Origin of the sequence: Streptomyces sp. NBC_00203, assembly GCF_045206325.1 — a bacterium.
Classification (GTDB): Bacteria; Actinomycetota; Actinomycetes; order Streptomycetales; family Streptomycetaceae; genus Streptomyces; species Streptomyces lutosisoli.
Window position 1 is genome coordinate 853,749 of the sequence record NZ_CP108126.1, and the last position, 24,861, is coordinate 878,609.

Sequence of the window (24,861 nt, forward strand, 5' to 3'; positions counted from 1 at the left end):
CCCCTTACGCCCGCGCGCTGCCGCCCCGTGGCTTCAACGAGCCGTTGGGCAGGGCGAGTTTGATCTCCTCCCGCAGATCGTGGATCTTCGGATAGCTGGAGTACTCCCCGGTGAGCCGGTACATCTCGCGCAGCCGGTCCCAGGTGCGGTGGGACGAGTTGGATCCCATCGACGTCAGGGCCAGTCGCGCGTACCGGTCGGCCTGTTCGGGATCGTCGGCGATGAAGCAGGCCGACGCCAGGGAGATGTGGTCGAAGATCTTCGACCGTTCCCGCCCCGACTCGCGCAGCTTCAGTGCCTCCTTGGCATGACGCTGAGCGGTGGCCGCCGCGGACGGCTCGTGTTCGGCGAGGGTGCGATAGGCGAGCGCCTGCATGCCGTGCATGTCGGCCTCGTCGAACAGCTGCATCCAGCTCGGCGGTGGTACGTCGCCCCGGTCGGAGACGAACAGGTCCTCCGCCTGGCCCAGGGTGCGCCGCATGGCCTGGCCCTTGCCCATGGAGGCCTGTGCCCAGGCTTCGATGGTGTAGAGCATGGCCTGGGTGCGGGGCAAGGTCTCCTCGCCGGAACCGGACTTGGCGAGCTTCATGAGATCGAGTGCGTCGTCGGGCCGGCCCAGGTGCACCATCTGGCGAGCCGCTCGGGAGAGCGCCTCCCCGGCGCGGGGCCGGTCACCGCCCTCACGGGCCGCGTGGGCGGCGATGACGAAGTACTTCTGAGCCGTGGGCTCCAGGCCGACGTCGTGCGACATCCAGCCCGCGAGGACGGCCAGGTTGGCGGCGACGCCCCACAGGCGCCGCTGGAGATGGTCGGGGTGCCGGTAGGAGAGCATGCCTCCCACTTCGTTGAGCTGGCCCACCACAGCCTTGCGCTGGAGACCGCCGCCGCGGGCGGCGTCCCAGGCCCGGAACACCTCGACCGAGCGCTCCAGTTCCTCGATCTCCTGCGACCCGATGGGGGCGGCCTCGTAGCGGTCGAACCCAGCGGGGTCGGCGTGCAGGGGATCGTCGAATCGGGGAGCGTCGGCGGACAGCGTCGGATCGGTGTGCAGCCAGTCGTGCATAGCAGTGCTGAGTGCGGATCCCGCGGCGAGCGCGGCACCCGCGCCCACCAAGCCGCGTCGGTTGAGCATGAGGTCCATTCCCGTGAATTCGGTGAGGACCGCAGCAGTCCGCTCGGGCGCCCACGGCACTCCGTCGGGATGTTCCGCATTCCCGCCGCTCTGCCGTTTACCCATGCGCCCGTGCCGGACCAGACCGAGGTCCTCGATGGTCACGACACGGCCGAGATGCTCGGTGAACAGGGCCGCCAGCACCCGCGGTACGGGATCGCGCGGGATCTCTCCCATGTCGATCCAACGCCGCACCCGCGAGGTGTCGGTCGCCAGTTGGGGGTGGCCCATGGCCGCCGCCTGCCGGTTGACCATTCTCGCGAGTTCGCCCTTGGACCAGCCGGCGAGGCCGAACAGGTCCGACAGGCGGGTGTTGGGTTGTCCGTTCACGTCAAGCCCCCAGGTTCTCGGCTGATTTGACAGTAACCGCCTGTCAGTTGCTGAGCGACTATTCGCCAGGGTTCGCCAGGGTGCGCCAGATGGTGTGCCAGTGGGCATCGGGTGTCAGGTAGGAACGCGCCACCCCGACCCGGTTGCCTCAGGGACATTCCCCAGGGTGCACCAGGGCGGCCGGGGCGGGTAGCGCGGCAACTTGCAGGCACACGAAGGGATCTGTTTCGCCCATGTACACAGCATCGTCCTCCGTGTCCGCTCCGCCCCGGTCGCTGCACCCCCGCCCGGCGGGCAGCGGCCCCTACCTCGACCCCGCGCGCCCGGCGGCGGCTCCCGTGCTCGGCGCCGGCAGGACGCGGCGCGTTCCGGGGCTCGGCACCCAACCGCTCAGCGGGAGAATCGACTTGTCCGGCCCCCAGGGCGCGCAGCTGCGCACGGCGATCGCGTCGGTGCACCGGATCTGCCCGGAGTTCGCTCCGGTCCAGGTGCTGCGCCGCAGCGGACGCTCCGTGCTCCTGGTCGGCACGACCGGGCGCAGCACGGCCGTCGCCAAGTGTTTACTGGACCACTCCCCCGTCTGGGCCGAGCGGGTCCGGCATGAAATAGCGGCCTACCGCTCGTTCGTGCGGCACCGGCCACCGGTCCGGGTGCCCCGGCTGATCGCGGCGGATCCGGACAACTGCACCTTGGTGATCGAGCGAATGCCGGGCCGGGTGGCCGCTCTCCAGCGGCATCCGGCCGAGGCTCCGCCCCGCGCGGACATCCGGGCGGCGCTGGGCGCGATCTGCCGGCTGAACGCGTGGCGGCCACCGGCGGGGACGTTCGACGCCCCGCTGGACTACGCGGAGCGGATCTCCCGTTTCCATGAGCTGGGTCTGCTCACGGACCGGGACATGGGCGATCTGCAGAAGCTCGTGCACGGCATCGCCCACTCGGCGGGCCGGCAGGGCATGGGCCAGTTCTGTCACGGCGACGCCCTCCTGTCCAACATTCTCCTCTCACCGGCCGGTCCAGTGCTGGTGGACTGGGAGCATGCGGGCTGGTACTTGCCGGGCTACGACCTGGCGACGCTGTGGGCGGTGCTCGGGGACGCTCCCGTGGCGCGCCGTCAGATCAGTCAGCTGGCGCAGTCGGCCGGTCCGGCGGCACGGGACGCCTTCCTGGTGAACCTGATGCTGGTACTGACCCGTGAGATCCGTACGTACGAGACGGCCGTGCAGCGCTCGATGCACGACACGACCCCGGCGGCACCGGGACCGGCCCACCCGGGTGCTGCGCCGTCCGGCGAGGAACAGCGGCTGCTGCTGAGGCGGCTGCACGACGACTGCCAGTTGGCCCGACGGGCCGTCCGAGCGGCGGTCGGCACTCGCTGACGGGGACGGAGGTCCGCGGTTGCGCCTGGACAGCGGCGCACCGCGGGCCTTCGTCATGTCCGGGTGCTGCCCGCCACCTGGCGTCCCCGTTTCCGCTGTCTCTGTTTCCGCGGTCCCTGTTTCCCGGTGTCCACCGTTCGGGTTATTGGTCCACTCCACTGACGCCCCGCAGGCCGGGTCACCGCCGCCACGAAACCCGCTACACCCGCCGATGACATGGGAAATCGCCTGCCTCTGGGCATGATTGACGGATCGTCGGAGAGCCGATACCACTGACGCGTTCGGCCCCCGCACGCCCCACCGCGCCCGACCGTCCCAGGAGGCTGCTTTGCGAGGATCCGCCCCCGGCCCCAAGGCCATCGCCGGGCATCGACGCACGCGCAGGACCGCGGGCGCCGTCGCCGCGGCGGCGCTGCTGCTGCCGCTGCTCGGCGCGGCCCCGTCCGGCACCACCGAGCAGGTCTCCTCCGCACAGTTGCAGAGGGCCTTCGGCGCCGCGGCCGCCGAGTACCACGTGCCGCAGAGCGTCCTGCTCGCCGTCTCCTATCTGCAGTCCCGCTGGGACGCGCACGCCGGTGCCCCGAGCGTCAGCGGCGGCTACGGCCCGATGCACCTCACCGACGCCCGTACGGCGATCGCCGAGGCACCGCACCACAGCGAGGGCACGGAGGACGCCCGCGGCGACAGCTCGCGCGCTGCCCTCCTCCCCGACACCAAGGTGCCGGAGAACTCCGAACTCCCGGCCCGGCTCAAGACGTTGACGAAGGCGGCCGAGCTCACCGGCCTCCCGGCGGAGCAGCTGCGTACGGACGCCGCCGCGAACGTCGAGGGCGGCGCCGCGCTCCTCGCCGCCGCGCAGCAGGACCTCGGCGAGCCGCTGAGCGACGACGCGGCCGACTGGTACGGGGCGGTGGCACGTTTCTCGGGCGCGGACGACACGGCGACGGCGGCGACGTACGCCGATGACGTCTACGAGGTGATGCGCGGCGGCGAGGAGCGCACCACGGACGCCGGTCAGCAGGTGGCGCTCGCCGCCCAGCCCGAGCTGAGCCCCGACACGGCACAACTCGGGCGGACGGGGCTGCGTACGGTCTCCGCCGATGGCACGGAGTGCCCCAAGGAGGTGTCCTGCGAGTGGATCCCGGCCCCTTACGCGGAGTTCGGCGAGGGTGACTACGGCAACCACGATCTCGGCGACCGGCCCGCGTCGCAGAGCATCAAGTACATCGTCATCCATGACACGGAAGGCACCTGGGACGGCGTCCTGAAGCTGGTCCAGGACCCGACCTATGTGTCGTGGAACTACACCCTGCGCTCGACCGACGGTCACATCGCCCAGCATGTGCAGGCCAAGGACGTGGCCTGGCACGCGGGCAACTGGTACGTCAACGCCAAGTCGATCGGACTGGAGCACGAGGGCTTCCTGGCCTCGCCGGACGCCTGGTACACGGAGGAGATGTACCGGACCTCGGCGCGGCTGGTGAAGTACCTCTCCAAGAAGTACGACATCCCGCTGGACCGGCAGCACATCCTGGGGCACGACAACGTGCCGGGCCCGACGACCGCCACCATCCCGGGTATGCACACCGACCCGGGCCCGTACTGGGACTGGCAGCACTACTTCAAGCTGCTGGGGCACCCCTTCCACCGCACGTCGAAGCACGGCGGCGGGCTGGTGACCGTACTGCCGGACTTCACCGACAACCAGCCGGTGTACACGGGCTGCGTCACCAAGGGCGTGCCCTGCACCGCGCACGGCTCCAGTGAGGTGCGCCTCTACAGCGCGGCGGACGAGAACTCGCCCCTGATCAAGGACATCGGGCTCTACCCCAAGGGCGACGCCTCGACCACCGGCGTGAACGACGTCGCCTCGCGTGTCTCCACCGGGCAGCGGTACGCGGTCGCCGAGCGTGACGGCGACTGGACGGCGATCTGGTACCTGGGCCAGAAGGCCTGGTTCAAGAACCCGCGGAAGCAGCCGACGGCGGTGAACGCGTCAGGGCTGGTCGTCACACCCAGGGACGGCCTCGCGGAGATCCCCGTCTACGGGCGCGCCTACCCGGAGAAGGAGGCGTACCCGACGGGCGTCCCCGTCCAGGCCGTCTCGCCGCTGCCGTACAAGCTGCTCGAAGGCCAGCGGTACGCGGTCGGCGACAAGGTGCCGGGCGAGTACTTCTACGCGCCGACCTTCGACACGGCAGGGCACAAGGTCGTGATCGGCACGGACATGTACTACGAGATCCAGTTCGGCCACCGGGTGGCGTTCGTGCGGGCCGCGGACGTGGACGTGATTCCGTCGCACTCGTGACAGCTTGACCGGTTGACGGCCGGGGCCGGGTCCGCTTGCCGCGGGCCCGGCCCTGTCCGTTGCTCTGGCCGGTGGTCCCGAAGTGGCAATTGCCGGTGGCGAAGGCAATGGCATCCGATCACCGCAAGCGCTGTCGCCGGACAGCTTCGGCCGTGGTCGGGCCAGTAAGCGACATATAACCCCGCACGCAGCCCATGTGAGATGGGATGCCCGAATCATGGTAAGCGGCATACCTGGGGCGGACATGGGCGACTTTGTCAGTGAGACTTCAACTCGGCCCGCCGATGCGACGGGCCCTCACCACTGTCGGTGCGACGCCGAGGAGCGCAGGGCCGGTCCGGGAGGCGCGGAGGAAAGGTTTCGAGGACTGCTCGAAGCGGCGCCCGACGCCATGGTCATCGTCGACGACACCGGCACCATCAGACTCGTCAACGCCCAGACCGAAGCCCTCTTCGGATACCAACGCGAAGAACTCCTCGGCCACCCCGTCGAACTCCTGGTCCCCGGCCGTTTCCGCGCCCACCACACCTTCCACCGCGACGGCTACGCCAACAACCGCCAAGTACGCCCCATGGGTGCCGGACTCGAACTCCACGGCCTCCGCAAGGACGGCACCGAATTCCCCGTCGAAATCAGCCTCAGCCCCCTCGAAACCGCCGACGGCCTCCTCGTCTCCGCCGCCGTCCGCGACGTCAGCGACCGCAAGGCGGCGGAGGAGAGGTTCCGGGGACTGCTCGAAGCGGCGCCCGACGCCATGGTCATCGTCGACGACACCGGCACCATCAGACTCGTCAACGCCCAGACCGAAGCCCTCTTCGGATACCAACGCGAAGAACTCCTCGGCCACCCCGTCGAACTCCTGGTCCCCGGCCGTTTCCGCGCCCACCACACCTTCCACCGCGACGGCTACGCCAACAACCGCCAAGTACGCCCCATGGGCGCCGGACTCGAACTCCACGGCCTCCGCAAGGACGGCACCGAATTCCCCGTCGAAATCAGCCTCAGCCCCCTCGAAACCGCCGACGGCCTCCTCGTCTCCGCCGCCGTCCGCGACGTCAGCGACCGCAAGCGCGCCGAAGCCCGTATCAACGAGCTGGCCGGACTGGTGGAATCGTCCCAGGACGCGATCCTCGCCAAGACCCTGAACGGCGACATCACTTACTGGAACGCGGCGGCCGAGCGGCTGTACGGCTACTCGCGGGCCGAGGTCGTGGGCCGGCACGTGTCGCTTCTGGCGCCGTCGGAGCGCCGGGACGAGATAGACGTACTCCTGGACCGGCTGCGCAGCGGGGAGAAGGTCGAGCACTTCGAGACACTGCGGCTCACCCGCTGCGGGGGCCTGCTGGACGTCGACATCACCCTGTGGCCCACCCGTGCCCCGGACGGCGCGATCATCGGGGCCTGCGCCATCGTCCGTGACATCAGCGACCGCAAGCGGGCCGAGGCGGAGCTGACCTTCCTCTACGAGCAGCAGCGGCATATCGCCCTCACCCTGCAGCGCAGCCTGATGGGCACGCCGCCCGCCATCCCCGGTCTTTCCACGGCGAGCCGCTACCGGCCCGCCACCCAGGGGGCCGGGGTGGGCGGTGACTGGTTCGACCTGATCCCCCTGGGGGCCGGTCGGGTCGGGGTGCTGATCGGCGACGTGATGGGCCGCGGTCTGGATGCCGCCGCCGTGATGGGGCAGCTGCGGTCCGCCGCGCATGCCCTGGCCAAGACCGGTATGCAGCCCCGCCAGCTCATGCAGGCCCTGGAGGCGGTCGTCGGGGACCTGGACGTGCCCGACCAGCTCGTCACGTGCTGTTATCTGATCATCGCGGCCGACGCGGGGGAGGTGACGGTCTGCTCCGCGGGGCACCTGCCGGTCCTGGTGGCCACTCCCGGCGACGGCGCCCGGTCTCTCCCGGCGCCCGTGAACGCGCCTCTCGGTGTCGGCGACGTCCTCTACCAGCAGTCCAGCGCGGTCATGCCGCCCGGTGCCACGCTCGTCCTCTACACCGACGGTCTCATCGAAACGCCGGGCTCCGACATCGAGGACCAGCTCGCCAAGCTCACCGCCACCCTGGGGGACCTCTTCGCCACCGTCCCGGACCTGGAGGACGCCGCCGATCGAGTGCTGGCCGCCCTGTTGCCCGACGCCGAGGGTCACAACGACGACGTCACCCTGCTGTTCACCCGGCTGCCCGACGGGCCCCTGTCGTCCGTCACGACGGACCTGCCCGCCGTTGCCGAGTCCGTGCCCGAAGGCCGTGCCTTCCTCAGCAAGGCCCTCACCTCATGGGACTGCGTGAGCACCGCGGACGACGCCCGGCTTCTTCTCTCCGAGATCCTGACCAACGCCGTCCAGCACGCCCAGGGGCCCATCGGCCTGCACGTGTGCAGGACCACCACCGATCTGACCGTCGAGATCAGCGACAGCAGTCCCCATCTGCCCCAGCCCCGTCCGGCGGCCGAGGACGAGGAGTCGGGCCGGGGCCTGTCCCTCGTCCGCGCTCTCGCCGACGACTGGGGTGTGCGCCCCACGGACGAGGGCAAGACCACCTGGTTCACCCTCAGGCTGTGAGGGCAACGGGCGGGCAGGGCCGAGGGCTTGGGATGTTCACCCAGGATCCCGGGCGATGCCCGGCGGCGACGTTCAGCTCTGCTGGAACAGCTCCGCCGGCAGCGGCTTCAGCAGGGCGTACAGGTCGTCGGTGATCGGGCGGTCCCAGGCCGCGATGGTCACCAGCACATTGTCGCTGCGGTCGAACTGCACGCAGGAGATGCGGGTCTCGGAGAGCTTCAGGCGGCGCACGATCAGGAGGTTGTCGCCCTGCATCACCGGCATGTCCTCGGTGCCGGTGACGGTGACCTCCTCCTCGTTCTCCAGCGCGATCAGCAGCTGGGCCACCTCGAAGGGGACCTCGTCCTCGGCGATGTCACGGGCCGGGGAGCCCTCCGGCAGATTGCCGATGATCATCGCGGGACCACGGCCGCCGAAGAGGTCGTAGCGCAGGAAGACGCCCTGGCAGCTGCCGTCGGGCGCGGGCAGCAGGCCGGCACCGAGATTGCCCGGCCAGTCGCCCGGGTCCATGGCCAGAACGTCGAAGTCGGGCCCGGCGGGAGTGGCGCTGCGGCGGCGGAGGAAGGACATGCCGCAATGGTACGTGCACGGGCGTGAAGCGGGCCCCGGGGGCGCCCCTGCGAGCGGCCAGGGAGATGGCTGTTCCCCGGCGTTGGGGACAGCGGTACCCGGTCACGGCGCCGGTTGTTCGCCCAGTGCGGCGGCGAGTCCCGTACGGTCCGTGCCAACCTTCCGGTAGACCGCCGACAGCATGCGTACGACGGCCTGCTCGTCGGTGTGCAGTTCCTCGGCGATCCGGGCCGTGTCGCCGCCACGGACGGTGAGTGCGGCGGCGGCCCGTTCACGGGCGGTGAGCGTGTCCGTCTCGGTGCTGTGCAGGCGCCGCGGCCGCAGACCGGCGGCCGCGAGCTCGTCACGGGCCTCCTCGACCAGCCCGTCGGCTCCGCACTGGACGGCCGCGTCGAGCCCCCGGTAGAGGTGTTCGGCGGCTTCCTTGGGGCGGCCGACGCGGCGCAGCTCGGTGCCGAGGGCGACCAGGGCGCAGGCGAGCTCGTACGCGGCCGGGGAGCGCTCCAGCTGGCCGACGGACTCTTCGAGGAACTTGACGCGGGCCGAGCCGGAGGAGACCTCCGCGGCGGCGCGCAGTGCCTGGCCGATCGCGGAGGGGGTGCCGTACTGGCGGGCGCGGTTCACCGCTTCGAGTGCCATGGTGACGGCGCGTTCCGGGGCGTCGTGGCTCTCGGCGCGGGCGAGGTGGAGCTGCCAGGGGCACCAGGCGGGGTTGCGCATGCCGCGTGGGTCGAGCCGGCGGCCGGCGGCCGCGAGCTCGGCGGCGGCGTCCTTGGTGAGGCCGCGGGCGAGCAGCAGCTCGCCGTGCACGGTCTGGGCGTCGGGAAAGGTCACGGCGGCCGGGAAGGGAGCCTCGAACGCGTAGTCCTCGGCGGTCCGTGCGGCCTCGGTTGTCCGGCCGCGGGCGAGCAGGACCTCGATGAGAGTGCCGACGGCATACCAGTGGACGGGGGTGCCGGGCCCGACCCGCTCGGCGAGCCGGAGGCCCGCGCGGACGAAGTCCTCGGCCTCGGCGAGCCGGCCGCGGCGGTAGCGGACGTACCCGAGGATGGTGTAGCCGAAGGAGAGGTGGGCGCCGTGCCAGCCCTGGGCCTCGAAGTCGGCGATCCCGGTGGCGAACAGCTCCTCCGTGCGCCCGGGCCGGTCCGCGTACATGAACGTGAGGGCGACCAGGACGGGCACCTCGAAGCCGCGGTCGGCCTCGGCCCAGCCGAGCCCTCCGGCGAGGGCGCGTTCGGCGTGGTGGAGGGCGATGTGCGCGGGCTCGCCGCGCAGGGTGGCGTCCCAGGCGCGCAGCCCGATGACGTACCGCTCGGTGAGCTCGCGGCCGGTGAGCCGGTCGGCGAGGCGGGTCAGGCGGCGGGAGCGGGCGGGCGAGTCGGGTTCGTCGGAACGGAACGCGTCCCACATGAACTGCTCGGACTGCATGCGCAGCCGCACCCGGGCGTCGCCGGTCACGCGGATCTCGCGGGCGAGGGTGTCGGAGGCCTCACCGAGGCGGTCGCTGTGGGCGAGGACCTGGGAGAGCCGGTAGACGATGTGGTGGCGCAGCTCCGGATCGGTGATGGGCTCTTCGAGGGCGGCGCGCAGATGGTTGACCGTGGTCGCCGGTTCGGTGAGCAGGGAGGCGCAGCCCAGTTCGTACAGGACGGCGGCCCGGTCCTCGAAGGGCGGCGGTTCGCGCAGGGCGCGGGCCAGGCAGCGGCGGGCGGCGTCGGGGGCTCCGGCGCGGAGGGTCTCGCGGGCGGCGGCGCGCAGCTGCTGGACGACCCAGGTGTCGCCGTCGGGGTGGGTCTCCAGGAGGTGGCGGGCGGCGGCGGACGGGCCGAGACCCTCGTCGATGACGCACCAGGCGGCCTGACCGTGCAGGGCGACGCGGACGCCGCCGGGTATGGCGCGGTAGACGGCGGTGGCGATGAGGGGGTGGACGAATTCGAGCGTGCCCCCGGCAGTCACCGGGCCGGTGAGGATCCGGGCGCCGCGCAGGGCGTCCGCGGCGTCGGCGGCCTCCTCGGAGCCGAGGCCGGCGACGGCGGCGGCGAGCGCCGGATGGATCTCGGTGCCGAGCACCGCGCAGGCCCAGGCGAAGCGCACGGTGGAGGTGCCGAGGCGTTCGAGGCGGGCGATCAGGCCGCTGCCCTTGACGGCGGCGGCGAGGTCGCGCAGCAGATGCGCCCCGGCCTCCGTGGGGGTCAGTCCGCGGTCGCGGACCTTGGCGGTCAGCTCGACCGCCTCGAAGGGGTTGCCCGCGGTGACCGCCCAGCACTCGCGGCAGAACGCGTCGTCGGCCTGGGTGCCCAGATCCTCCCGCACGAGACGGGCGACGGCCGCCGCGCTGAGCGGTTCGAGGTCGATGGGGCGCTGCCCGGCGCGTCCGGGCAGTCCCCTGAACGCCTCGGCGTGGTCGGGGAGTTCGTCGGGCCGGTAGGCGACGGCGAGCAGCAGGGGGAGTTCCTCGGCGCGCGGCGCGAATCCGGCGAGCCAGCTCAGTGACTCCGGGTCGGCCCAGTGCGCGTCGTCGAGGACGAGCACCATCGGGGCGCGCTGCACCGCGAGGTGCGTGAGTACCCAGTCGAGGCCGTCGCGCAGGCCCTGCTGGTCGGGCGGGGCGCCCTCGGCCGGCGCGCACAGGCCGAGCGCGGGCCCGACGATCGCGTACCAACTCCCCAGCGAGGCCCGGAGTTCGGACTCCGGCGACCCGGCGAGCTGGGGTTGCAGGAGCTGGCGGGCGACATGGAAGGCGACGCCCTGCTCCTGGTCGCCGCCGCGCGCGGACAGCACGGTGCAGCCCTTGGCGGCGGCGCGCCGCCGCACTTCGGCGAGGAGGGTCGTCTTGCCGATGCCCGCACGTCCGGCGAAGGCGAGGAGCGCGCCGCGAGGACGCTCCGGTGGCTCACCACCGTCCCTGCGCACTCCGGTGAGCTCGCCCAACGCCTCTTCGGCGGCGGCGAGTTCACTCTCACGCTCGAAAAGCGTCCGACGGCTTCGTACGCTGCGCTGTCCCATGCCGCACCCCCTGCCACGGTGGTGCAGCCGGCGCGGGGAGCAGGTGCGCACCGTGACCTTCAGGCAGCTCAGCGTACGCCCGGAGCGGCCCGACCGCGCCCGTACGGCCACTACTGACCGGATCCGTCGGTCAACGGCCCTCGGCCTATGCGGACTTCTTGTGCCGTTCGTGGTGCCGGGCGACCCTGGCGCGGTTTCCGCACGACGGTTTGCACCATTCCTGGCGTGGGTGTTCCTTGATGAAGTACCGCACGCAGCGCGGCGCGTGGCAGGCGCGCAGGCGTTGCCGGTCGGGGCTCGCGAGGAAGGCGACGGCGGCGCGGGCGAGCAGGGCGGGCAGGGGTGCGTCCGCGCCCACGGCTTCCTGCCGTACGACGGGATCGGCGTCCTCGGCCCAGCCGAGGACGGGGACGGTCGGGACGAGCGCCACCGCCGTGTTCAGGCGCTCCACGGCCTGCGGTACGGGCAGCAGCCGGGCGGCGTCGGCCGGGCTCGGCTCGCCGGGGCGTACGGCGCGCGCGAAGAGGGCGCGGACGGCGGCGCGCACGTCGCGTACGGCGGTGAGCGTCACCGGATCGGCGACGAACCGGCCGGCTCCCGGCAGGGCGTCGGGGTGCGCCTGGACCCAGGCCGTCAGCCCGGAGGGATCGGTGAGATCGTCGGCGACACCGCCGTGACCGTCGTGCCGGATGGTCAGCGCGAGGTCCAGGGCGAGCCTGGCGTCCCCGCTGATCGAGTCGTCCATGGCGCTAATGATAGATCCAGCGGCTTCCATTAGCGCATGGCGGAGAGGCCCTCAGTCCCGGGCCGCCGAGGCAGCCGCCCCTCCCCTGTACGCAGGTGGCGGGGCGGCCCCGACCTCTGTCGGCTCAGGTCAGATCGAACTCGCCCTCGCGCGCCCCCGATACGAACGCGCCCCACTCGGCGGGTGTGAAGATCAAGGAAGGGCTCTCGGGCGAACCACTGTTGCGCATCGCGATGAAGCCCTCGACAAAAGCGATCTGGACGTCTCCCCGCCCTCGGCTGCTGGACTGCCACTCCGCGTTGCTCAGGTCCAGCTCCGGCTTGTCCCAGCCCGCGAGCGGGTGCTGCTCAATGGTGCTTTCAGCCACGTCCGTGCTCCTCCCGGTTCGTCGTCCGCCGTCAGCCTAGCGATCGGTTCGGGCGGCGGACAGGCCACGTGAGGGGGACGGTTTCAGGAGGCGGGCGGCGCGGCGCCGACCAGCCACATCGAGAAGAACTGGGATCCGCCGCCGTAGGCGTGCCCCAGTACCCTGCGAGCCCCGTCGACCTGGTGATCTCCGGCCTGGCCACGCACCTGAAGTGCCGCTTCGGCGAAGCGGATCATGCCGGAGGCGCCGATCGGATTGGTGGACAGGACACCGCCCGACATGTTGACGGGCAGGTCCCCGTCCAGCTCCGTGACCCCGGACTCGGTGAGTTTCCAGCCCTCGCCCTCCTCGGCGAAACCCAGGTTCTCCAGCCACATCGGCTCGTACCAGGAGAACGGCACGTACATCTCGACGGCGTCGATGTCCCGGCGCGGGTCCGCGATACCGGCCTGCCGGTACACATCGGCCGCGCAGTCCTTGCCCGCCTGCGGGGACACGAAATCCTTGCCCGCGAAGAGAGTGGGCTCACTGCGCATGGCGCCGCCGTGCATCCAGGCGGGCGGCCGGGGCGAACGGGCCGCCCCCGCACGGTCGGTGAGGATCATCGCGCAGGCCCCGTCCGAGGACGGGCAGGTCTCCGAGTAGCGGATCGGGTCCCACAGCATCGGCGAGGCCTGGACCTTCTCCAGCGTGATGTCGTGCTCGTGGAGATGCGCGTACGGGTTCTTCAGCGCGTTGCGGCGGTCCTTGTACGCGACGAGCGAGCCGACCGTGTCGGGCGCGCCGGTGCGCCGCATGTACGCGCGCACGTGCGGTGCGAAGAATCCGCCGGCCCCGGCGAGCAGCGGCTGCTGGAAGGGGATCGGCAGCGACAGGCCCCACATGGCGTTCGACTCGGACTGCTTCTCGTAGGCCAGGGTCAGGACGGTTCCGTGGACGCGCCCCGCGATGAGGTTCGTGGCGACCAGGGCCGTCGATCCGCCGACGGAGCCCGCCGTGTGCACCCGCAGCATCGGCTTGCCGACGGCGCCGAGCGCGTCCGCGAGATACAGCTCCGGCATCATGACGCCCTCGAAGAAGTCGGGCGCCTTGCCGATGACGACGGCGTCGATGTCGGCCCACGTCAACTCGGCGTCCGCCAGGGCCCGCCCGGCGGCCTCGCGGACCAGTCCCGCGATGGACACGTCCCGCCGTGCCGCCACGTGCTTGGTCTGGCCGATGCCTACGACGGCCACGGGCTCCTTGCTCATCGGGCATCCCCTTCGAGTACGGCGACCAGGTTCTGTTGGAGGCAGGGGCCCGACGTCGCGTGGGCGAGCGCCCGGTCGGACTCGCCGCGATGGATGCGGGCGGCGGCCTCACCGATACGGATGAGCCCGGCCGCCATCACCGGATTGGCGGCGAGCGCTCCCCCGGAGGGGTTGACGTCCACGCCGTCGTCGAGCCGGAGTGCTTTGCGCAGGACCACTTCCTGGGAGGTGAAGGGGGCATGCAACTCGGCGGTGTCCACGGGCCGTTCGAAGGCTCCGGCCCGCTCGGCGGCAAGGCGGGTCGACGGCGAGTCGGTCAGATCGCGTACGCCGAGGCTGTGTGCCTCGATGCGGTGGTCGATGCCCCGGATCCAGGCGGGCCGTTCGCACAGTTCACGGGCCCGCTCGCCCGCGGCAAGGATCACAGCGGCGGCACCGTCGCCGACGGGCGGACAGTCACCGGTGCGCAGGGGACGTACGAGATACTCGCCCTGAGCCCTCGAACCCCTCACCTGCGCATGGGAGTTGCCGGCCGCCGACGCGCGGCTGCGGGCGGCGACTCCGGCGAGCGCGGGCTCATCGGTGTCGCCCGCGTCGATGAGCGCCTGCGCCTGAAGTGCCGCGAGCGCGACGGAATCCGGCCACAGGGGGGCCACGTAGTAGGGGTCGAGCTGCCGGCTCAGGACGTCCCGTACGGAGCCGGGCGACGACTTGCCGTACGCGTAGACGAGCGCGGTGTCTGCGTCGCCGGTCAGCAGTTTCGTCCACGCCTCGTACAGCGCCCACGCCCCGTCCATCTCGACGTGCGACTCGGAGATCGGCGGCCAGGCGCCCACCCCGTCGAGCGCCATCGTGAAGGAGAAGGCGCGGCCCGCGAGATAGTCGGTGGAGCCGGAGCAGGTGAATCCGATGTCGCTGGTCTTCAGGCCGGTCCGGTCGAGGACGTCGTGCAGGACCGGGATGAGCATCTCCACCTCGGAGAGCTCGTCACTGGTGCGCCGATGGTCGGTCTGCGCGAAGGCGACGACGGCGATGTCCCTGATGGGCGGCATCTACAACAGCTCCTTGTACGTTTCGTAGTCCGCGTCCGGTTCGCCGGTGGGCCGGTAGTGGTCGGGATAGCCGCCGCCTTCCGTCCACACCGGCTCCACGCGCAGGCCCATCCGCACCTCGTCGTAGGGGATGCCGCCGATCCGGCCGTGCAGCGCGAGGTCGGCGCCGTCGAGGGCGATGTGCGCGTAGACGTACGGCACTTCGATGTCGAGGTTCCTCGCCTTGATGTTGACGATGCAGTACGTCGTGACGGTGCCGCGCGGACCCACTTCGACCTGTTCGGCCGTGGCGACGCCACACGTGGGGCACGCGCCCCTGGGCGGGACGTACACCTTGCGGCAGGACGGGCAGCGTTCGCCGACGTTGCGCCGGCCGGAGAGGGCGTTGATGTAGCCGGACTGGGCGCGGCCGGGTGAGTAGACGTAGTCGAGGCGGGCGGGTGCGACGATGCCGGTCACCATGTCCTCGAACCGGCCGTCGTGGCCGGTGAGTCGCTCTGCCGTCCCCTCGTACGGTTCGAAGCAGGCGATGTCCGTGATCGCGCCGGAACGCTCCTCCGCCCAGCGGACCCGGACGCGCATGCCGGTGCGTACGGCGTCGGGGCCCGGGGCGTCGAGGGCGTGCAGGAGGGCGGTGTCGGCGCCGTCGAGTCGCACCAGGACCCAGGCGAAGGGGGTGCCGAGGGGCTGGCCCCTGCGGGGTTCGTGGTTCCAGGCCCAGGTGGTGACGGTGCCGGTGGGGGCGACCTCGACGAGGTCGTGTATCTCCTCGGCGGTGACGGGGTCGTACTCGACGGGCGGGACGAGGGTACGGCCGTCGGAGGTGCGCACGCCGAGGACGACGCGCTCGCGCAGGCCGGTGAGGAAGGCGCTCTGGACGGGGCCGAGCGAGCGGGTGAAGGGGAATTCGACGACGAGGGGGGCTTTGAGGACTTCGGGCATCCCGGATGTCTCCTTCGGAGGTCGGATGGGCCATGCCTCCGTAGGAGGTCAGGCGCGCCGGTAGACGGGCGGGCGCTTCTCGGCGAAGGCCCGGGAGCCCTCCTTGGCGTCGGCGGTGTCGAAGATCGGCCAGCCGCGCCCCAGTTCGGCCGCGAGGCCGTCGGTCTCGGTCATCTCGGCGGTCTCGTACACGGACGCCTTGACGGCCTCGACGGCGAGCGGGCCGCAGGCGTTGATCTGCTCGGCGACGGCGAGGGCCTTGTCCAACGCGGCGCCGTCGGGCACGACATGGCCGATCAGGCCGATGCCGGCGGCCTCCCGGGCCGAGTACGGACGCCCCGTGAGCAGCATTTCGAGGGCGTGGGTGCGCGGGATCTGGCGTTGCAGCCGGACCGTGGACCCACCGATGGGGAAGAGGCCGCGCTTGACCTCGAAGAGCCCGAAGGTCGCCGACTCACCGGCGACGCGGATGTCGGTGCCCTGGAGGATCTCCGTGCCGCCCGCCACGCAGTACCCCTCGACGGCGGCGATCACCGGTTTGCGGGGGCGGTGGTGGCGCAACATCGCCTTCCAGTGCAGATCGGGGTCGGCTTTCAGCCGGTCCCGGTACTGCTCGCCCTCCATACCCTTTCCGGCCAGCGCCTTGAGGTCCATCCCGGCGCAGAAGGCACCCCCCGCGCCGGTGAGCACGATCGAGCGGATCGCGTCGTCCTCGTCGGCCTCGACCCAGCCGTCGTACAGACCGACCAGCATCGGCAGCGAGAGCGCGTTCCTGGCCTCGGGCCTGTTGAGTGTGAGCACCAGTGTGGCGCCTTCGCGCTGCACGGTGAGGTGTTCGGTCCCACCCATTGCCGTCCTCCCGTCTCGGATGCGAGAACAGGTTGCAGGAGGTGTCGAGCCAGTACAAGGGTTTTCTGACAGACAGTCAGATTTCTTCTGCCGGGACCCTTCACAGTTGGGTCGGGCTTTGCTCTGATGACCGTCGAGCCCAGGCCCTGTCGGGGCAGCCATGGACGTTCGGGGTCAGGAGGAGCGGTGGAGTACAACCTTGCCGACCTGTTCGAGTCGGTCGTCGACGTGGTCCCGGGCCGCGAGGCGCTCGTGTACATCGACCACCCCGGCACGGGTGCGGAGCGCCGGCTGACGTACGCGCAGCTGGACGCGGCCGCGAACCGTGTCGCGCACCATCTGATCGACAGCGGCATCCGCCCCGGCGAGCACCTCGGGCTCCACCTCTACAACGGTGTCGAGTACCTCCAGACCGTGCTGGGCTGCCTGAAGGCACGGATCGTGCCGGTCAACGTCAACTACCGCTATGTGGAAGAAGAGTTGGTCTACCTCTACCGGGACGCCGATCTGGTGGCCCTGGTCTTCGACGCGGAGTTCACGGACCGGGTGGCGGCGGCGCTGCCGCACGCTTCGGCACTGCGCCATCTCGTCCGGGTGGGGATTCCCGCGCCCGACGCGGTCCCGTTGGACGCGGTGGACTTCGCGGACGCCGAAACGGCCGCATCCCCCGAGCGGGGTTTCCCGGCGCGTTCGGCGGACGACCAGTTCATCATCTACACCGGTGGCACGACGGGCATGCCCAAGGGTGTGATGTGGCGGCAGGAGGACCTGTTCTTCTCCGGCCTGGGCGGTGGCGCTCCGACGGGCGAGCCGGTCAAGCAGCCGGAGGAACTCGCCGAGCGCGTCGCGGCGGGCGGCGAGGGGATCACCTTCTTCCCCACTCCCCCACTGATGCACGGCACCTCGACACTCACCGCCTTCATCGGCTTCAACTTCGGCCAACGGATCGTGATCCACCGCAAGTTCGCACCCGAGGAAGTCCTGCGGACGATCGAGAAGGAGAAGGTCACCAGCATGTCGCTGGTCGGCGACGCGATGCTGCGACCGCTGATCGACGCGTTGAGCGGGCCCCTGAAGGGCACGGACTGTTCCTCCATGTTCAGCGTGTCGTCCTCCGGCGCGATCATGTCGGACACGGTGCGCGAGCAGTTCCAGGCACTCGTCCCGAACGTGATGCTGCTGAACAACTTCGGCTCGTCGGAGTCAGGCTTCAACGGCACCGCGACGGCGGACTCGGGCCCGGAGCGCGGCTTCCGGATCCGCGTCAACTCCCGTACGCAGGTGGTGGATCCCGTCACGCACGAGCCGGTCGCGGCCGGTGAACCGGGGCGGGTGGCGCAGCGCGGCCATGTGCCCCTCGGCTACTACAACGACCCCAAGAAAACCGCCGAGACCTTCTTCCAGAAGGGCGACGAGCGGTGGGTGCTCCTGGGCGACATGGCCACGGTCGACGAGGAGGGCATCGTCACCGTCCTCGGGCGCGGCTCCCAGTGCATCAACACCGGTGGCGAGAAGGTCTATCCGGAGGAGGTCGAACAGGCCCTCAAATCGCATCCGGACGTGTACGACGCCCTGGTCGCCGGCGTGCCCGACGAGAAGTGGGGCAACCATGTGGCGGCGGTCGTCCAGCTCCGCGAGGGCGCGAACCACCCGTCCCTGGAGGACATCCAGACACACTGCCGCTCCCACCTCGCGGGCTACAAGATCCCCCGCCAGCTCGTCGTCACGGACACCATTCAGCGGTCGCCGAGCGGCAAGGCGGACTATCGGTGGGCCAGGTCGGTCGCGGCGAGCGCGGCCGACTGACCCGGGCGCCCCCCGTCCGGCGTACTCTTTGCGCGCGGTTGACCTTCCCGGTTGAACGTCGGGTGAAGGCCGACCGTACGGATGGTGGCGCCCCCGCCCTGCCCCGGGGCGTGTCCGCGGTGTCATCACGGGGCTTCGCACGGAAGGACCATCTGCGTGTCGCACTCCACGCGCTCTCGCCAACTACCGGAACAACCGGAGACGGAGCCGCATCCGGACGCCGACACGGCTGCCGGAACGACCGCGGATGCGGATACCGATACCGACACGGCTGCGGAAGCTGATGCGCCCACAGATGTGGATACCGACATACCGGGGAGTGCGAGCGCGGCGGACACGGAAGCCGACGCGCCGGCGAAGGCTGACGCGCCAGCGGAAGCCGAGGCGCCTGCGAAAGCCGAAACACCCGCAGAGGCCGATCCGGATGAGGGCGGCGACACCTCTGAGAAAGCCGTCGCCGGTGGTGGGCGGCGAGGCTGGTGGGGCTGGCGGGTCAAGTACCCGCGTGCGGCACGGGTCGTGGCCGTCGGGACCTCGGTCCTCGCCGGCGCCCTGGTGCTCTTCGCCCTCCTCGTGCCGAACCAGCTCGACCGCCTCTCCTTCGACGCCTTCCTCCGCATACCGGCGGAGGGAGTCCTCCTCGCCGCCCTGCTGTTGGCGCTGCCGCCGAAGCCGAGGCGGATCACGGCGGTCGTCGTGGGTGTGCTGCTCGGCCTGCTGACCATCCTGAAGTTCGTCGACATGGGCTTCTACTCGGTGCTGGCCCGGCCGTTCGACCTGGTGCTGGACTGGATCCTGTTCGACGACGCCGCGGAGTGGGTGAAGGAGTCGTTCGGCCGGACCGGCGAGGTGATCGCCGTGATCGCGGTCTTCGCGCTCGTCATCGCCCTGCTCGTCCTGATGACCCTCGCGGTCGTGCGGCTGACCGACCTCATGGTCCGGCACCGGCCCGTCGCCACCCGGACCACGCTGGTCCTCGGCACCGCCTGGATCACCTGTGTGACGGTCGGCGTGCAGTTCACCGACGTACCGGTGGCCTCACAGATCAACGCCAAGCTCGTCCAGAACCGGGTGCACCAGGTACAGGCGAGCCTGCGCGACGGAAAGGTGTTCGCCAAGGAGGCCGCCGTCGACGCCTTCGCCGACACCCCGCCCGACCAGCTGCTGACCGGGCTGCGCGGCAAGGACGTCCTGTTCACCTTCATCGAGAGTTACGGCCGTACGGCGATCGACGACCCGGCGATGTCCGAGCAGATCGACTCGGTTCTCTCGGAGGGGACCAGTTCGCTGAAGGCGGCCGGGTTCTCATCGCGCAGCGCCTGGCTGCGCTCCCCTGTCACGGGCGCCGGCAGCTGGCTGGCCCACTCCACCTTCCTGTCCGGCCTGTGGATCAAGAACCAGCAGCGCTACCGGAGTCTCACCACGAGCGACCGCAACACGCTCACCAGTTACTTCCAGAAGACCGGCGCCTGGCGCACGGTCGGCATCGTGCCGGGTGTCCGCCGGGCCTGGCCGGAGGGCAAGTTCTTCGGCCTCGACCACATCTACGACTCCGAGCACCTCGGCTACAACGGCCCGTACTTCAGCTGGACGCCGGTGCCCGACCAGTTCAGCCTGGAGGCCTTCGAACGCCTGGAACACGGCAAGAAGGACCACAAGCCGATGATGGCGGAGATCATCCTGGCCTCCAGCCACAACCCCTGGGCGCCCATCGCCCACATGATCGACTGGAACGACCTCGGCGACGGCTCGGTGTTCAACCAGATCAAGAAGGAGGGCAAGGACCCCAAGCAGGTCTGGAAGAACCCGGAGAGCGTGCGCACCGAGTACCGGCGCGCCATCGAGTACTCGCTGCACAGCCTCACCGAGTACGTCGAGAAGTACGGCGACAAGAACACCGTGCTCGTCTTCCTGGGCGACCACCAGCCCGTCCCGACCGTCACCGCAGGCAGCACGAGCCGGGACGTGCCCGTCACGATCGTCGCGCACGACCAGAAGGTGCTGGACAGGATCGCCGACTGGGGCTGGACGGACGGTCTCAAGCCCGCCAAGGACGCGCCCGAGTGGCGCATGGACACCTTCCGCGACCGCTTCATGACGGCATACGGTCCGCATCCCGACTCGTCGGCGACGGCCTCGACTCCCTGACCACCCGCGATCCGGCGTCCGCGGCCCGCGCGGCCGCGGACCCGACCGCGCCCGGCCTACGCCGGCCGGGCCACCGGAACCGAGCAGCTGATGGCATCGGCGGCCGGAGTGTCTCCTCGCGGTCGACGCAGTAGCCGCGGTCGCGCACCGCCGCGAGGTCGGCGAGCAAGGCGCCGCGGTCAGTGTGGGCGCGGCACGCTCAGCTCCGCTCCGCGCTGCCGCACCCATTGACCTCCCATGGTTCACCCACCTAACCTTCATTCTCATACGTAGACGCCATCTGCATATAGGGATGAGATTCATGACTGGGTTCAGCGTGGCGGGCGAGGACGTGGTCCAGCGGCTGCGGGACGGCATGGCCGGCGGAGTGCTGTCCTTCCCGCTCACGAGCTTCCGGGACGACGGCGACCTCGACCTGGAGTCGTACCGGGCGTACCTGACCGCCCAGCTGGCGACCGCGCCGGGCGCGGTGTTCCCCGCCTGTGGAACCGGCGAGTTCAGCGCGCTGGACGAGGATGAGTACCGCGCCGTCGTCGAGGCCACGGTCGAGATCGCCGACGGCCGGCTGCCCGTGGTCGCGGGTATCGGCTACGGCTGGGCGCAGGCGCTGCGGTTCGCCCGGATCGCGGAGGCGGCGGGCGCGGACGCCGCGCTGGTGCTGCCGCACTATCTGGTCGAGGCCCCGCAGGACGGGCTGGTGGAGCAGCTGCGCCGGATCGCCGCCGGCACCCGGCTGCCGCTCATCGCCTACCAGCGCGGGCCGGTCGCCTTCACCCCCGACGGCCTGCGCCGGATCGCGGAGATCCCCAACGTCATCGGCCTCAAGGACGGGCACAGCGACCTCGACCGCCTCCAGCGCCTCACGCTCGCCGCCCCCGACGGTTTCCTGTTCTTCAACGGCGCCGCCACCGCCGAGATCCAGGCCCGCGCGTACGCCACCGTCGGCGTCCCCGCCTACTCCTCGGCCGTGCACGCCTTCGCGCCCGAGATCGCGGACGCCTGCTTCGTCGCCCTGCGGGACGGCGACGACACCACCGTGAACAAGCTCCTGGCCGAGTTCTACGTCCCCCTCGTCGAGCTGCGCGACCGCGTGCCGGGCTACGCCGTCTCACTGGTCAAGGCCGCCGCCCGGCTGCGCGGCCTTCCGGTCGGCCCGGTACGCGCCCCGCTCACCGACCCCGGTCCGGACGACCTCGCCGAGCTGGAGAAGATCCTCGACCACGGGCTGGCGCTCACGGGAGCCGAGCGCCGGCCGACCTGACCGGCGGAGCCTCCGGCTGCGCCATGCCGCCTCTTCTGACGGGCAGCGGGGTCCATCCGGAGACACTGGTGCTCGCGGTCGAGTGGACCCTCGACGCCCTCAGCCCCTCATCACAGCGCCCGCGTCACCCCCGTACCCAAGGATTTCGATGAGCATGAGCCAGCAACCGACCGTCGCCGAGTTCTCCGTCTACCCCGTCGCCGGCCGGGACTGCATGGAGCTGAACCTCTCCGGCGCGCACGGCCCCTACTTCACCCGCAACGTCGTCGTCCTCAAGGACTCCGAGGGCCGTACGGGTCTCGGTGAGGTCCCCGGCGGCGAGAAGATCACCCAGACCCTGCGCGACGCCGAGTCGCTGGTCGTCGGCGCGAAGGTGGGCGACTACAAGCGCGTCCTGCGCGAGATCGGGGACCGCTTCGCCGACCGCGACGCCGGCGGGCGCGGCGCCCAGACCTTCGACCTGCGCACGACCGTCCACGCGGTGACCGCGGTCGAGTCGGCGCTGCTCGACCTCCTGGGGCAGCACCTCGACGTGCCGGTCGCGGCGCTGCTCGGCGACGGACAACAGCGGGAATCCGTACGGGTGCTGGGCTATCTCTTCTACGTCGGTGACCCTGATCGCACGGACCTGGAGTACGTGCGCGAACCCGACTCCGCCGTCGACTGGTACCGGATCCGGCACGAGGAGGCCCTCACGGCCGAGGCGATCGTCCGGCAGGCCGAGGCGGCCTACGACCTGTACGGCTTCCGGGACTTCAAGCTCAAGGGCGGTGTCCTGGAGGGTGCCGAGGAGGTGAAGGCCGTCCGCGCGCTCAAGGACCGCTTCCCCGAGGCCCGCATCACCCTCGACCCGAACGGCGCGTGGTCGCTGCGCGAGGCGATCGAGCTGTGCGAGCCCCTGGTGGGCACGCTCGCCTACGCCGAGGACCCCTGCGGGGCCGAGGGCGGCTACTCCGGGCGCGAGATCCTGGCCGAGTTCCGCCGCGCCACGGGCCTGCCGACCGCGACCAACATGATCGCCACCGACTGGCGGCAACTGACCCACGCGCTGGCCCTGCAGTCGGTCTCCATCCCGCTGGCCGACCCGCACTTCTGGACGATGCAGGGCTCGGTGCGGGTGGCCCAGCTGTGCAACGCGATGGGCCTGACCTGGGGCTGCCACTCGAACAACCACTTCGACATCTCACTGGCCATGGTGACCCACTGCGGAGCCGCGGCCCCGGGCGCGTACAACGCCCTGGACACCCACTGGATCTGGCAGGAGGGCCTGGAACGCCTCACCACCGCCCCACCCCGCATCGTCGACGGCGAGATCGCCGTCCCCGACGCCCCCGGCCTGGGCATCCAGCTCGACATGGACCGCCTCCTCACGGCCCACGAGCTATACCAGCAGAAGGCGCTCGACGCACGCGACGACGCGATCGGGATGCGCTACCTCATCCCCGACTGGGAGTTCGACGCGAAGCGGCCCTGCCTGGTGCGCTAGCACCGACCTGGTGTGCGGTGTACGGCCATGGGCCGGTCACTGGCTGAACCGGTCCCGCAGCTCCCGTTTGAGGATCTTCCCGCTGGCGTTGCGTGGCAGTTCGTCCACGAACAGGATTCGCTTGGGGGCTTTGAAGTGGGCGAGGTTCTCGCGGGCGTGGGTGATGAGTTCGGATTCGGTTACCTCGCCGCGGGGGACGACTACGGCGGTGACGGCCTCGATCCAGCGCTCGTCGGGGAGGCCGATCACCGCCACCTCCGCGACCTGCTCGTGCGTGTAGAGGGCGTCCTCGACCTGGCGTGAAGCGACCAGTACGCCACCGGAGTTGATGACGTCCTTCACCCGGTCGACGACGGTGAAGTATCCGTGGGCGTCGCGCACGGCGAGGTCCCCGGAGTGGAACCAGCCGTCGCGGAAGGCTTCGGCCGTCTCTTCCGGCTTGTCCCAGTAGCCCTCGCACAACTGCGGTGAGCGGTAGACGACTTCACCCGGTGTCCCGTCGGGTACATCCTTGCCGTTCTCGTCGACCACGCGCGCGTCGACGAACAGGACCGGGCGGCCGCAGGAGTCCATCCGGCCCTTGTGCTCGTCGGGGCCGAGGACGGTGGCCAGGGGGCCGATCTCGCTCTGGCCGAAGCAGTTGTAGAAGGCCAGCTTCGGCAGCCCCTCGCGCAGCCGTTCCAGAACGGGTACCGGCATGATCGACGCCCCGTAGTAGGCCTTGCGCAGCCCGCTGAGGTCCCGGGTCGCGAAGTCGGGGCGGTTCGACAGGCCGATCCACACGGTGGGCGGAGCGAACAGGCTGTCCGCGCGGCCCGTCTCGATCAGGTCGAAGAGCGGATCGGCATCGGGCGAGTCGAGGATGACGTTCGTCGCGCCGATCGCGAGATACGGCAGCAGGAAAACATGCATCTGCGCCGAGTGGTAGAGCGGCAGCGAGTGCACCGGCCGGTCCCCCGCGCTCAGGTCGAGGGCGGTGATCGCGCTCAGGTACTCGTGCACCAGGGCGCGGTGCGTCATCATCGCGCCCTTGGGCAGGGCGGTGGTCCCGGAGGTGTAGAGCAACTGCACGAGGGTGTCACCGCGCGGCTCGGCGCCCTCGTACGCAGGTGCCGCGTCCAGCCGCGCGAGCAGCGAGTCGTCGGCGTCGCGCAGCGGCAAGGTCCGTACGCCGTCCGGGAGTTGCCCGGCGAGGTCCGGGTCGGCCAGGACCAGCGTGCTCCCGGACTGGCCGACGATGTACGCGAGGTCGTCACCGGTCAGGTTCTGGTTGACCGGCACGTGCACGAGCCCCGCGCGGGCGCAGGCGAGGAAGCCGATCAGGTACGCGTCCGAGTTGTGGCCGTAGGCACCGACCCGGTCGCCCGGCCCGAGCCCCTGGTCGAGGAGGACGCTCGCCGCGCGGGAGACGGCCTCGTCGAGTTCCGCGTAGGTCCAGGAGCGCTCGCGGTAGTCGACCGCGACGCGCGCCGGGGTGCGCCGGGCGCTGCGCCGCAGCACCCCGTCAACCGTGCTGCCGTGTCCAGGCGTCATGACACATGATCCTCGGTCCGCGTCTCAGGGAGGTCAAGTCAACGCACGGAGGTCGAACAGATACGCCAACACCGCACATACCCGTTGGTACGCTCAAC

Annotated in this window: 16 protein-coding genes and 3 pseudogenes; 8 read left to right on the forward strand and 11 right to left on the reverse strand. The window is 70.8% G+C overall.

Annotated elements, in window-relative coordinates:
* Window positions 1–4: 4 nt before the first annotated feature.
* Window positions 5–1,501, reverse strand: coding sequence for a hypothetical protein (locus OG975_RS04195; RefSeq protein WP_406327505.1), 1,497 nt, complete (start codon window positions 1,499–1,501; stop codon window positions 5–7).
* A 233-nt stretch (window positions 1,502–1,734) separates the two neighbouring features.
* Between OG975_RS04195 and OG975_RS04200 the strand changes: the two genes are divergently transcribed.
* From OG975_RS04200 to OG975_RS04215, 4 genes and pseudogenes are all read left to right on the forward strand, one after another.
* Window positions 1,735–2,877: an aminoglycoside phosphotransferase family protein gene (locus OG975_RS04200; protein WP_406327506.1), complete on the forward strand. Its 1,143-nt coding sequence runs from the start codon at window positions 1,735–1,737 to the stop codon at window positions 2,875–2,877.
* Between the two features lie 328 nt (window positions 2,878–3,205).
* Entirely contained in the window at window positions 3,206–5,185 is a 1,980-nt protein-coding gene (locus OG975_RS04205) for an N-acetylmuramoyl-L-alanine amidase (RefSeq protein ID WP_406327507.1), read from the forward strand.
* Between the two features lie 244 nt (window positions 5,186–5,429).
* Window positions 5,430–6,209, forward strand: a pseudogene (locus tag OG975_RS04210) (PAS domain-containing protein); the annotation flags it as partial.
* Window positions 6,210–6,335: 126 nt separating this feature from the next.
* Window positions 6,336–7,748: pseudogene (locus OG975_RS04215) on the forward strand (SpoIIE family protein phosphatase); the annotation flags it as partial.
* A 72-nt stretch (window positions 7,749–7,820) separates the two neighbouring features.
* Here OG975_RS04215 and OG975_RS04220 read toward each other — a convergent pair.
* The 8 genes from OG975_RS04220 to OG975_RS04255 all read right to left on the reverse strand — a co-directional run bounded on the left by OG975_RS04220 (window position 7,821) and on the right by OG975_RS04255 (window position 16,529).
* Entirely contained in the window at window positions 7,821–8,318 is a 498-nt protein-coding gene (locus OG975_RS04220) for a hypothetical protein (protein WP_327426428.1), read from the reverse strand.
* A 102-nt stretch (window positions 8,319–8,420) separates the two neighbouring features.
* On the reverse strand, window positions 8,421–11,324 hold the full coding sequence (locus OG975_RS04225) for an ATP-binding protein (protein WP_406327509.1): 2,904 nt from the start codon (window positions 11,322–11,324) through the stop codon (window positions 8,421–8,423).
* A 145-nt stretch (window positions 11,325–11,469) separates the two neighbouring features.
* On the reverse strand, window positions 11,470–12,069 hold the full coding sequence (locus OG975_RS04230; protein WP_406327510.1) for a CGNR zinc finger domain-containing protein: 600 nt from the start codon (window positions 12,067–12,069) through the stop codon (window positions 11,470–11,472).
* A 124-nt stretch (window positions 12,070–12,193) separates the two neighbouring features.
* Window positions 12,194–12,436, reverse strand: a complete 243-nt coding sequence (locus tag OG975_RS04235; RefSeq protein WP_406327511.1) for a DUF397 domain-containing protein — start codon at window positions 12,434–12,436, stop codon at window positions 12,194–12,196.
* An 83-nt stretch (window positions 12,437–12,519) separates the two neighbouring features.
* Window positions 12,520–13,686 carry a thiolase domain-containing protein gene (locus tag OG975_RS04240; protein WP_406327512.1) on the reverse strand — a complete coding sequence of 389 codons (1,167 nt, stop codon included), beginning with the start codon at window positions 13,684–13,686 and terminating at the stop codon, window positions 12,520–12,522.
* Window positions 13,683–14,738, reverse strand: coding sequence for a thiolase domain-containing protein (locus tag OG975_RS04245; protein WP_406327513.1), 1,056 nt, complete (start codon window positions 14,736–14,738; stop codon window positions 13,683–13,685). The genes OG975_RS04240 and OG975_RS04245 overlap by 4 nt, the downstream gene beginning before the upstream one ends.
* Complete coding sequence (locus OG975_RS04250) at window positions 14,739–15,680, reverse strand: Zn-ribbon domain-containing OB-fold protein (RefSeq protein WP_406327515.1); 942 nt, start codon at window positions 15,678–15,680, stop codon at window positions 14,739–14,741. It lies immediately after the preceding gene.
* Window positions 15,681–15,728: 48 nt separating this feature from the next.
* A complete protein-coding gene (locus tag OG975_RS04255) occupies window positions 15,729–16,529 on the reverse strand; it encodes a crotonase/enoyl-CoA hydratase family protein (protein WP_406327516.1) in 801 nt (266 codons plus the stop codon).
* A 186-nt stretch (window positions 16,530–16,715) separates the two neighbouring features.
* On the opposite strand from OG975_RS04255, the gene OG975_RS04260 reads away from it, so the two are divergent.
* Both OG975_RS04260 and OG975_RS04265 read left to right on the forward strand, forming a co-directional pair.
* Window positions 16,716–18,335 carry an acyl-CoA synthetase gene (locus OG975_RS04260; RefSeq protein WP_406327517.1) on the forward strand — a complete coding sequence of 540 codons (1,620 nt, stop codon included), beginning with the start codon at window positions 16,716–16,718 and terminating at the stop codon, window positions 18,333–18,335.
* A 156-nt stretch (window positions 18,336–18,491) separates the two neighbouring features.
* Window positions 18,492–20,483 carry a sulfatase gene (locus tag OG975_RS04265; protein WP_406327519.1) on the forward strand — a complete coding sequence of 664 codons (1,992 nt, stop codon included), beginning with the start codon at window positions 18,492–18,494 and terminating at the stop codon, window positions 20,481–20,483.
* 65 nt (window positions 20,484–20,548) lie between these two features.
* Here the strand turns inward: OG975_RS04265 and OG975_RS04270 are convergent.
* Window positions 20,549–20,670, reverse strand: a pseudogene (locus tag OG975_RS04270) (IclR family transcriptional regulator C-terminal domain-containing protein); the annotation flags it as partial.
* Window positions 20,671–20,784: 114 nt separating this feature from the next.
* Here OG975_RS04270 and OG975_RS04275 point away from each other — a divergent pair.
* Both OG975_RS04275 and OG975_RS04280 read left to right on the forward strand, forming a co-directional pair.
* Complete coding sequence (locus OG975_RS04275; RefSeq protein WP_406327521.1) at window positions 20,785–21,744, forward strand: 5-dehydro-4-deoxyglucarate dehydratase; 960 nt, start codon at window positions 20,785–20,787, stop codon at window positions 21,742–21,744.
* Between the two features lie 148 nt (window positions 21,745–21,892).
* Window positions 21,893–23,230 carry an enolase C-terminal domain-like protein gene (locus OG975_RS04280; protein WP_406327523.1) on the forward strand — a complete coding sequence of 446 codons (1,338 nt, stop codon included), beginning with the start codon at window positions 21,893–21,895 and terminating at the stop codon, window positions 23,228–23,230.
* Window positions 23,231–23,266: 36 nt separating this feature from the next.
* Here the strand turns inward: OG975_RS04280 and OG975_RS04285 are convergent, their stop codons facing one another.
* Complete coding sequence (locus tag OG975_RS04285; RefSeq protein ID WP_406327525.1) at window positions 23,267–24,763, reverse strand: acyl-CoA synthetase; 1,497 nt, start codon at window positions 24,761–24,763, stop codon at window positions 23,267–23,269.
* Between the last annotated feature and the right edge of the window lie 98 nt (window positions 24,764–24,861).